The organism is Xanthomarina gelatinilytica (assembly GCF_000348685.1).
GTDB lineage: Bacteria > Bacteroidota > Bacteroidia > Flavobacteriales > Flavobacteriaceae > Xanthomarina > Xanthomarina gelatinilytica.
In genome coordinates this window covers 57124-67668 of record NZ_ANLA01000008.1, presented here as the reverse complement: position 1 = coordinate 67668, position 10545 = coordinate 57124, and the positions used below count along the sequence as shown (strand labels likewise).

General features: G+C 31.5%; 11 protein-coding genes. All 11 read right to left on the bottom strand.

All coding sequences use genetic code 11. The annotated features are described in order from the left end of the window. Positions 1–577 precede the first annotated feature (577 nt). Complete coding sequence (locus D778_RS06290) at positions 578–1435, bottom strand: alpha/beta fold hydrolase (RefSeq protein ID WP_007648810.1); 858 nt, start codon at positions 1433–1435, stop codon at positions 578–580. 29 nt (positions 1436–1464) lie between these two features. Further along, complete coding sequence (locus tag D778_RS06285; protein ID WP_007648809.1) at positions 1465–2427, bottom strand: NAD(P)-dependent alcohol dehydrogenase; 963 nt, start codon at positions 2425–2427, stop codon at positions 1465–1467. Positions 2428–2504: 77 nt separating this feature from the next. Beyond that, on the bottom strand, positions 2505–3128 hold the full coding sequence (locus D778_RS06280) for a CatB-related O-acetyltransferase (protein ID WP_007648808.1): 624 nt from the start codon (positions 3126–3128) through the stop codon (positions 2505–2507). Between the two features lie 36 nt (positions 3129–3164). Next, positions 3165–3839, bottom strand: coding sequence for a DUF6624 domain-containing protein (locus tag D778_RS06275; RefSeq protein ID WP_007648807.1), 675 nt, complete (start codon positions 3837–3839; stop codon positions 3165–3167). 562 nt (positions 3840–4401) lie between these two features. After that, entirely contained in the window at positions 4402–5223 is an 822-nt protein-coding gene (locus D778_RS06270; RefSeq protein ID WP_007648806.1) for a GNAT family N-acetyltransferase, read from the bottom strand. 41 nt (positions 5224–5264) lie between these two features. Beyond that, the gene (locus D778_RS06265; RefSeq protein WP_238307596.1) at positions 5265–6662 is read right to left on the bottom strand and encodes a serine hydrolase domain-containing protein; all 1398 of its coding nucleotides are present in this window, start codon (positions 6660–6662) and stop codon (positions 5265–5267) included. 83 nt (positions 6663–6745) lie between these two features. After that, a complete protein-coding gene (locus D778_RS14675) occupies positions 6746–6904 on the bottom strand; it encodes a glycine zipper domain-containing protein (RefSeq protein ID WP_202898523.1) in 159 nt (52 codons plus the stop codon). A gap of 193 nt (positions 6905–7097) precedes the next feature. Next, positions 7098–7568, bottom strand: coding sequence for a thioredoxin family protein (locus D778_RS06260; protein WP_007648803.1), 471 nt, complete (start codon positions 7566–7568; stop codon positions 7098–7100). Then, positions 7558–8598 carry a serine hydrolase domain-containing protein gene (locus D778_RS06255; RefSeq protein WP_040491688.1) on the bottom strand — a complete coding sequence of 347 codons (1041 nt, stop codon included), beginning with the start codon at positions 8596–8598 and terminating at the stop codon, positions 7558–7560. Before D778_RS06255 ends, D778_RS06260 begins: the two co-directional genes overlap by 11 nt. A 79-nt stretch (positions 8599–8677) precedes the next feature. Then, positions 8678–9406, bottom strand: a complete 729-nt coding sequence (locus D778_RS06250; RefSeq protein ID WP_007648801.1) for a hypothetical protein — start codon at positions 9404–9406, stop codon at positions 8678–8680. 47 nt (positions 9407–9453) lie between these two features. Then, positions 9454–10539 (bottom strand): acyltransferase family protein, encoded by a 1086-nt coding sequence (locus tag D778_RS06245; protein WP_007648800.1) that lies wholly within the window; start codon positions 10537–10539, stop codon positions 9454–9456. Between the last annotated feature and the right edge of the window lie 6 nt (positions 10540–10545).

Here is a 10545-nt window from a genome sequence, read left to right as displayed (position 1 = left end):
ATTCCTCTTCAAACAACCGTAAAAAAGCTATCAAACACGTCAGCGTTCATGCTTTTGAGAGCACTCCCCCAAAGGAATCAGCGAAGCTAATTCCCCTTCCAAGAATCGAAAAAAAGTTACCAAACACCTCAGCGATTAGGCTTTTGAAAACATTCTCTCAAAGGAATCAGCGAAGCTAATTCCTCTTCAAACAACCGTAAAAAAGCTATTAAACGTGATAAGGTTTAGACTTTTACTATGCTCAAAGCAACCCTTAATAATGTTATTGATAATGAATAGGTGTTAAATTAAAAAAACGTTCTGACTTTTACAGATTGAGACTTAACCTTGGCTTTATTTCATGAGAGTAGAAATAACAACTTGCATTGGCTCCTCAACAGGAATATAAATTGGATTATTGCAAGATTAAATTGAAGGTTATGTCTCTAAAACAGCATCTGTCACTCCTAGTTGTTTATTAAAATGAACAAAATAGAAATCATCTCCTAAAAACAATTCAAAACTTCTAATTCAATTCCATTTATTGGAATTATAGTTAGTTCAGATAAGCTTGCCATTTATTTATTATTTTTAATAATCATTCGCTTTTATCTAGAATTAGTTCCTCTATTTCCTTAAAATCTTTTAAACAAGGAACATGCTTAGAGCCTTCCAATAAAACAAATTCTTCTAATGAAGGAAAAATATCTTTAGCTCGTTTAATCATTTTTTTACCAGGAAACATGATGTCTTTTTCTGCTGCCATAATATTAATTGGAGTTTTTATTTTGTTAGCAGATTGTTTAGATATTATAGGCAAAGGTGAAAAATCCATATTACAGTTTTGAAAAGTAGTTGACATAAATGTTAATGCAAAGTCATCGTATTCCGAAAAAAGTACATGCATTACTTTTTTCATATACTTTTGGTTATTTGTTTTGATAAATTTTTTTAATGGTAGGAACATTTTGAATACACCTACAAGAGGATTACCATTTACAATATAGACTGGGGCGATTAGGAATACTTGTTTAATAGGTGTTTCATTAAATTCTAGTGCTTTTAAGCTTATGAATCCACCAAAGGAAAAACCAACTAATGTTATATTTTTTAGTCTTAGTTTTATGATAACTTCGATAAGCCATTTACCATAATCTAAAGATTTCATGTCTAATCTATTCTCTGCACTTTTATTCGGCTGTGCTAACACATCTACTGCATAGACACAATATTTTGAGGCTAAATTGGGGAAGGAATCTAAAATTTGGGGAGCGCAACCTCCTGTTCCGTGAATTAGTACTAAAGGAGGGTTTTTAATATCGCCAGTAGCAATAACATTAGTGACTCCAAACTTTGTTTCTACCAATTTTTCTGAATGTTTAATATTCAGCTCACTTAACTTTTGATTGTAAAGGGTTATAATTTTTTCTTTACCTTCTTTTGATTTAAAAAACATGGCATTTTCGTTTTTTGATTGATGATGATTTATGGATTAACAACAACTATATTACCCACTTTACGACCCGTTTCAAGATAATGATGCGCATGTTTTATATCTGGAAGGCTATATTTTTTATCAATATGGGTTTGTAGTTTTCCTTGTTTATAAAGACCCACCAAGTCTAAAAATAATTGTTTTAATTCCTCGGTCTTTTTTATACCTGTAGCAGCAAATTTTACTTTCTTTGGATTAAATAACATTTGATAAAGTATTTGACCACTTAATACCGGTGTCATAAAAACACCATTAGAACTTAATAGTTTTTTACTTTCTTTATAAGATAGGGTTCCAACCGAATCATAAATTACATTGTACTTCTCATTAATTTTAGCTATAGGTGTTTTTTTGTAATCAATTACTTTATCGGCTCCTATAGATTTTACAAAATCAATATTTTTTGTACTACAAACTGCTGTAACTTTTGCGCCAATTACTTTTGACAATTGAACTGCTGCCGAACCTAAGCTTCCTGAAGCACCATTAATTAAAATATGTTGCCCTGGCTTTAAATCTGCAATATCTTTTAAAAAGTTATAAGAGGTTAAAAACCCATCGCAAACAGGTGCTGCTTCTTCATGGGAAATTATATTGGGTTTTATATCTAAAACCACATTTTCCGCAATACATATATAATCTGCATTGCAACCATTGCAAAATAGTTTTTCTCCAAAAACTTCATCTCCTACTTTAAATTTTGTGATTTGCGATCCTACAGCCTCTACAACCCCTGAAAAGCCAGTTCCTAAAGTTGTGTTCTTAGGTTTAAATAAGCCTAAGAACAATCTACCAAATTTAGGTATACCTTGGCGCATCATGGTATCTGCTCTTGTTACTGATGACGCCTTAATTTTTACTAATATCTCATTTGGTTTTGGTGATGGAATTTCAACATCAATTATCTGAATAACTTCTGGTGAACCATATTTTGTATAAACTGCTGCTTTCATAATCACTATTATTTGCTGCAAAGTTGCGGCAGGTTTGTGTGATAGAGGTTCGTGTTTGAAAATTGGAACAAATTCAATTATTTCATTAATTTTTCAATGTTGTTATCCGTCAAGTTCTGGATGTTCATTGTGATTTTTTCGATATCCCAATGCCACCATTGAAGTTCTAAAAGTTTTGCTATTACATCTTCAGAAAATCGTTTTCTAATGTTTTTTGCAGGGTTCCCTCCCACAATTGTATAAGGTTCAACATCTTTGGTAACTGTCGAATTTGTAGCTATAATGGCTCCGTCTCCAATGTTAACTCCAGCCATAATTGTTGAGTTAAAACCTATCCAAACGTCGTTTCCAATGTTTATATCTCCCTTTTGTGGATAAGATTTTCCTTCCATAGCAGATTCCCAACCATTTCCAAAAATTGCAAAAGGATAGGTTGACATGGCGGCCGTTAAATGATTGGCGCCATTCATTATGAATTTTACATCAGAAGCAATCATACAGAATTTTCCAATGATTAATTTATCATCCACAAAGTCAAAATGGTATTTTACATTTTTCTCAAAGTTCTCTACATTTTCAAAATCGTCATAGTAGGTATAATCTCCAACAATGATATTGGGATTCTTTACTATGTTTTTTAAAAAACACAGTTTGTTGTAATGCGTAAGTGGGAATTTTGTGTTTTTGTCTGGTCCATTCATAGGGTTCTATTATATTAAATTTTAAGTCTGTACTATTTATTTTTTCTGCTTTGCCAATTCAAATTCTTTTGTTCTCTTTATTTGTTCTTCGAGATTCCATTCAAAATCAAATCTATTCTTAAGAAATACAGCGATTGAATCTAATCCAATTTCTGTTCTTCTTTTATCTATATTTACAGGGTCGTAAACGGGCCATAAATTAAAACTTTTAGTTTTTGGGTAGTATTTCATTTGTCCACCATAAATCTGTAAATCCCCTCTTTCTGTTGCAATTCTATCTTCAGCTCGTACTAAGAACCGAGGCTCTAGTTTCTTATCCTTTACGGCTTGCCTCATCATTGGAAGATACTTTATTCTAACTTCATTATCTGAATGTTGAATGACATTACATATGGTCCAATTTCCTTGCTGTCCGGCTTTTTCTTTTGTTGGCCATCCATACTTATCTAGAATATCTTTCACTTTTTTCTCATTAATTGCGTGGTTTTTTTCGATAATAGCTTGTTGCCCTTTAACTAACTCTGAGTCCACTCCGTATATAGCCATTAATGAATCTCTTAATCTAATTGGGGTTTGTTCAGTTGACCAAATTGTATCAAGTACTTGAATAAGATTTTCTTCTTTCTCTATAGCGGTCGATGTAACTTTTAAATTGGTCTTATTTGAACAATTAATCAGAAATACTAAACAGGATAATAAAATATATTTCATTTTTAATTTTTTTTTAATATTCTATTATGGTCTCCTAAAACACATTGATTTCATTAGGTAGTACAATAACAGATTCTGAATTACATGGTGACCTATGATGTTTAAATTACAACTTATAAACAGCTAAATCCTAATCCAATATTAAATAGTAATGTATCTCTATGCATATCTACATCCAAAGACGCACGACCAAGAACTACTTTAGATTGAATATTAAACGTGGAAATTTTTCTTTTTGTAAATTTCATAACCTGTACATGCTATTATTCTTGATGCCAATGCCAAGGCTACACAAGCCATTTTAATACCATTTGTTTTTTGATTGTTTTCATTTTAATTGATTTCATAATTGTTTGATCTTTATAATTTAGGTGCAAATTTCTTATAAAAGCAGGGTGATTATGAAATTAAATAACCGAACTGTTGCTTTAGAAAGATGAATTGTTGCTTGTTTATTAAATTCTGAATTTATGTGGTGATATATAACTAAACTGAAAAGTCGTTCATTATAAGACCATTTCGTTCTAAAGATGTATGACGCGTAGCTTATGTGACCTTTAGTTTATATATTCATTTGCATTTCATATTGATTAACAGTATTCGCTAACCCTATTGAATTGATGCAATCTATTTTTTGGTTTAATCTGGTATCAACATTTATGATTTTTATTGAGTTTGAAACTTCTTGTATTCCTTTAAACAATCTTTTCCAACAGGCAGCACTTTCTATTAGAATCTCAAATTGTGCTAAATACGCATTACTAGGGTTTATGATAAAATACGATTCAACCAAGTTGTCTTTCATTATTTGATAGTATTTGTAATTTCCGTTTTTAATTACTTCTAAATTAAAATCCCAAGAGTATAATTGTTGATTTGGCATCTTTTCCCAATCAAAAGCATTATAATCCACTTCGTTCAACTCTATTTTTTCATTTAGGTGTGATTTAATTTCGCCACTGAAACACTTAAATGTTTTACAAATATTAAATCCAATACCCTGATACGTTTTTATGGCTTTACTATTTTCAATGATAACTTCTAAAGCACATTTTGTAACCCCATTTACTTTTAAATATGGTATGGCAAAATTGTAGATTGACCTAACAATTTGTTTTCCTCTGTATTCTGGATGCACACCTGTACCCGTATTAAATGCTATTTTCTCTCCATTTCGTGTATCAATTGCATGTATTATAAACCCAACTAATTTTGCTCTATCAAACATGCCATAAGAAAGCGCATAATCAACTTTTGCTATTTTCCACCTCTCTTTATAGTAATTTTTGTCAGTAGGAATTTTCATATGATAATCCTCAAAAGATTTTAAAAAGCAATCAGCGATTATATCAAATGATACATTCTCTAATTTTTTTACTATCAAAACTTTATATGTTATTTGCTCTTATATTCTAACAAACTGTATTATTCGTCTTCTTTAAGCAATTTTTGTAATGTTTCCTTTGAGCCTTCACTACCTAACTCAACGGCTTTTGAATAACTTTTTATCGCATCTTCTTTTTGGTTGTATGTTAAGTAAGCTTCACCCAATGAATCCCATAAATTACCATCTTCAGGAAATAATTTTACATTCAATTTAAACAATGCTAATGCCCAGTCAGGTTGGTCTTCTTTTTTCAATCTACTATACCCTAGTCTATTGAGAATGGCAGGATCGTTAAATTCATCTTTAAGTTCTTTATTTAAATAATTTGGTAGTTTGTCTGCATTTGCAGATGGATTGGTTTTCATAAATTCATGAATCAATTCATAAATATTTCTGGGAATTGGTGCTGGTGTATAATTGGTATTATAAACCATCTTACCAATTTCTCTCGCTACGTTTTCTGATTCAGGACCTAAAAAAGCATTTGTGATGTATATTACTACTACATCGTCGTCTATAAATCTCACAAAATCTGCAAAATACAATCCGTTACTACCATTATGAGCAACTATTTTGGCGTCGTTATGACTTTTGGATATGGCCCAACCATAACCATAATGCGATGTCATGTTATCATTCTCAGCCACATATGCCGTTTCTTGGATTGCTCTTGTTTTGGACGTTAATACTGCATTGTTATTTAAAGCAACATGCCACTTGTATAAATCTTCAGTAGTAGAATGAATGTCGCCTTTACCTATACTATACCAATGATTATTGTTGTATGGTAGGTGCTGTTGGGTTGTTCCCCAATCTACCCATTTTGCATCATCCCTATTGTAATAGTATCCATGTGCGAGCCGATCTGTATTAAAGGTGATGCTTTTATAGCCTGTACTTGTCATCTGTGCAGGTTCAAATAAATTTTCCTTTAAAAAAGTATTATAGGTTTGTCCTGAAACCGACTCCAATATAATGGTCAACATAATGTAATTGGCATTTGCATATTGGTAGGTTGTGCCAGGTTTAGACTGCAATGTGGACTCAAAAAATTCTTTTAAAAATTGTTCCTTGCTGGCTTCATCATATCTAAAACCACCTGTTCTATTAGAAATTCCTGACGTATGCGTTAATAATTGATGAATCGTTATATCTTTTTTATCAGTAGGTGTCTCAGTAAAATATGAACTTATTTTATCCGATGTCTTCATTTTTCCTTGCTCTACCAATTTTAAGATTGCAGATGCCGTAAATTGTTTTGTTACGGAGCCAATATTAAAAACGGTTGTTGGTGAGTTGGGTATTTTATTTTCCCTGTCTGCCCATCCGTATCCTTTAGATAAAACCACTTCTCCCTTTTTAGCAACCAAAACAACTCCGGAAAAGCCGTTTTTTGAACTTGCTTCCAAATAAGAGTCAATTTTATTAACTAGCACTTTATTAGTATTCTGAGAAAAAACGCATAAGGTTGAAAATGTGACAAAAGCGAAAAATACTATTTTAATAGATTGTTTCATTTTTATGATTGCTTTTTATTTGAACCATATTCTAACGCAGCACCAATAGCAATACCCAATACAAACCACAATTGCATATTCGAGGTTAAATACCCTATAATTGTGCCTAGTATAATTCCTATGCCTAATTTGACTCCTTTTTTACTTTTTTTAATTTTCATTTTTTCCATTTTTACTGATTTTATTAATTTATTGCAAAAGTAGGATGAATGATAAAGCTTAAAGTTCTACTTTAAGAATCAGAACTAAATTTAAGAATTAAATATTATCGGATGGTTTTTAACAATAAATTGATTTTTCATTTTAATTAATTTCATAACTGTTCGTTTTTTGATTGATGATTTCTATTTTTAATTAAATGTTAAGAAGCATTTCAAGGAATTTTGCTTTCCCAACTTTTCCAACAGCATAATCAATGACATTTCCCTCGTTATCAATGAAAATTGTTGTTGGTGTAGCACCAATACTATATTGTTTTATTAGTGCTTCAGAATTTGAGTCATCAATATTAATTTCTATGGATACGACTTTAGCATCCATAGCTTTATTAACCTCTTGATCTGCAAATACTTGACGTTTCATCATTTTACATGGTGAGCACCATGTTCCTGTAAAGAATATCATAATCTTTTTATCAGAATTGTTGGCTAATTTTTGAGCAGATTCCATGTTATCTATCCAAGTAATATCATTTGAAGGCGCATAAAAAGAGTACCAAGCATAACCAAGAGAAACGGCAAGAAATGTTAGCCAAAAGAACTTCCAAAAGGAATGCGATTTCTTTTTTGATTGCTTTACATCTATACTTATATTTTTAGTCTTCACTTTTTGATTTTTTAATAATTCTATAAATTCTTTTATTTAAAATCTGTGATAAATTCCAGTTAAGTAACTTAGGATCAGTTGTACTATAGAATGCAACAATTACAGTATCTGTGTTTTTATAATATTTAGCAAAACTTTGATATCCAGGAACCCATCCATCATGTTCAAATTTATAAATAGAAGCATATATGTCTTGTTCATTATTATTAAATACTGATCCATCATTTAATGCTCTGATAAACTTACCCACATCTTCGGCAGTGGCATGCATTCCATAATCGTTCGTTTTCAAATCGTGAGGATATCCAACATGATATCCACTCATGACATCATCTATATTTACATCACTAACTGAACTAAATGTGTTATTGAGGTTTAAAGGTTTTAAAATTTCTTCTTGGATAAATTGAAAATTTGGGTAGCCCAAAACATCATCCATTATTTTATTGATCAACAGATAGTTGGTATTGCAATATTCATACTTTTTGCCTGGTTTAAAATTGGCAGATTTGCCATCTATAAGTGCCAAACTTTCTTCGTATGTTTCTGTTGGTTCAGCCCAAAAGTTGGGTGCGTCTGTAAAATTTGGAATGCCACTTCTATGCTGAATCATTAACCTTAAGGTTATTTCCTCTGCATTTTCTATTCTACCAATAAGATCTGGCAAATAATCAGCAAGTGTTTTATCTAAAGAAAGTCTTCCTTTACTTACCAATTTAGTTACAGCAACTGCATCGTACAGTTTGCTTATACTAGCAATCTTGTAAAGCGCATCTGGTTTTGCTGGTATTTCGGCTTCTTTATTGTGCCAACCTGAAGCGTATTTTTTTGAGCTTTTCCCAGTTTGATTTACATAGACAACAACGCCTTCAAATCCATGATCCACGGCTTGATCTAATTGCTCCTGAACTGAATTAGGCAAAGGTAAAATCCACGCTTTTACCAAAATCCAGGGCACAAAGAACAATGAAGCTATTGACCCTACTATTAAAATAATTCTAAACATATATTTTGATTTGTTTTGTTTCATGATATGATAGTTATTTAGGATGCTTAATTCATTTAAAATGTAAATCCAAATAATAAAACCACCTAAAATCAAAGGTTCTTTAATCTTTATATCGCATTTCAGTAAACGTATTTTTCAATGTTTTTAATGATTCAATAGCATTACTATAAGCCTCTCGATTTTGTGCAATAGTAGTCATTCTAGTTAACACCATATTTTCAAAATAAATGTCTTTTCCATAAGTGTCTGAAGAAATGCCCATATTCCTAAATTTTACGTTTTGCATCAAAAAATTCTCATAATAGGCCTCAATAGCCTGTTGTTCAGAAGCTTCTAGTTTTTCTATAGGGTTAAAGGTTTCGTAGGTTTCAGAGATAGCATTGCGCAAGTTTAAATCGTCAAATAATTTTAAATCACCCGAAAATTTTAAATTTTCATAGGTTATCATCACTGGATAAAACTTTTTAGACATAATTAAATAGAATGATTTTGTCGATAATCTGGGATTATCATAGTCTTTGTATAATAGAATTTTGAATACTGTATCTAACTCTTTGAGCATATGCAGTGCCTCATCATTAAGAAGTGTTAACTTTTTAAGGTTGCGATCGGCTTCATCATTCAACTGAATAATGTATGAGTTACGCAACTCTAGTTTTTTCTTGCTATTTGAATGATCATTGATCGCCAATGCGATAAGGATTCCGACAATAACAAGTATAATTTCTCCAGTAGCATAGGCAAAATAGTTGGCAAACTTACCTGCCCTTCCTGCAGGCGTTTTTTTAGCCAGTAGCTTTTGTCTGTTTTTTCTAAATAATTTAATCATGACTTTATGTATTATCAAATGAATAAGCTAAGAATTTGGGCTTAACCCTAAATACGTTTTAATTTTTTCGGCACTACCCTTTTAAATTTCCATTTCAATCCAAACAATGGTCTTAAAATACTAATGCGTCTCAGGATAAATTCATAAATAAGAAAACAGACGATAAACGTAAATAAGGTGATTCCTATAAATTTTAACATAGGATGAAGATCGAATGGCAGAATGAATAATGCTCCTGCATACAAGACAAACATGTGAATAATATAAACAGGATAAACAGCTGCACTCAAATAGCTAAGTAATGCACTTGGTTTATTAAAGTAATTATATCCTATTCCAAATAAACCCAATATCCAAGCATTAGATTCTATGGTCGTGATGTACATATTTGATATGGATCCATATCCTGTAAAACGAATTATGAAGAATGTAGTTGCAATACCGATATATAACCATTTCCACTTTGAAACGGTTTGCCAGAAGGCTTGACCGCTATACACAAATAGAAAACCAAAAAAGAAAGCCAAAAACCCTATAAAAAAGCCATGCCAAGTTTGAGCGTACAGTTCAAATAGCTGTGGTTTAACAAAACCTATTTCTATCATAAAAAATACTGATATAGATAATGGTCCTAAAGCATAGGACATCACTTTTGAAATGGCTTTCCTAAATTTTCCATTTTCGTTATTCTTCAAGTAGAAAAAAATAGGTGACAACACTACGACATAGACAACAATATTTCCTAAAAACCATAGATGTCCCATGTGCGGAAAATAACTCAATGGCATATTGTAGTAGTTCTGAAAAATTAAAAAATGTAGTGGTGTGATAGCCAAAAATCCGAACACAAAGGGCAACAGAATTCGTTTACCGCGTTCTAAGAACAATTGCTTCCAGTTTCTTTTTCTCATTGCAAAATATAAGCCCATTCCAGAGACAAAGAACAACAGAGGAATACGCCAAACGTTCAGCATTGTCATAGGTATCCATATACTTTCCAATGATTTTTCACTTTTAATAAAACCAATGAACAGGGCCCACGGTTGGAAAACTATAGCTATATGATATATTAGTAATAAACCAATAGCAATTACCCTCAACCAATCAATATCGTATCTTCTTTCTGTTGTCATTTTAAG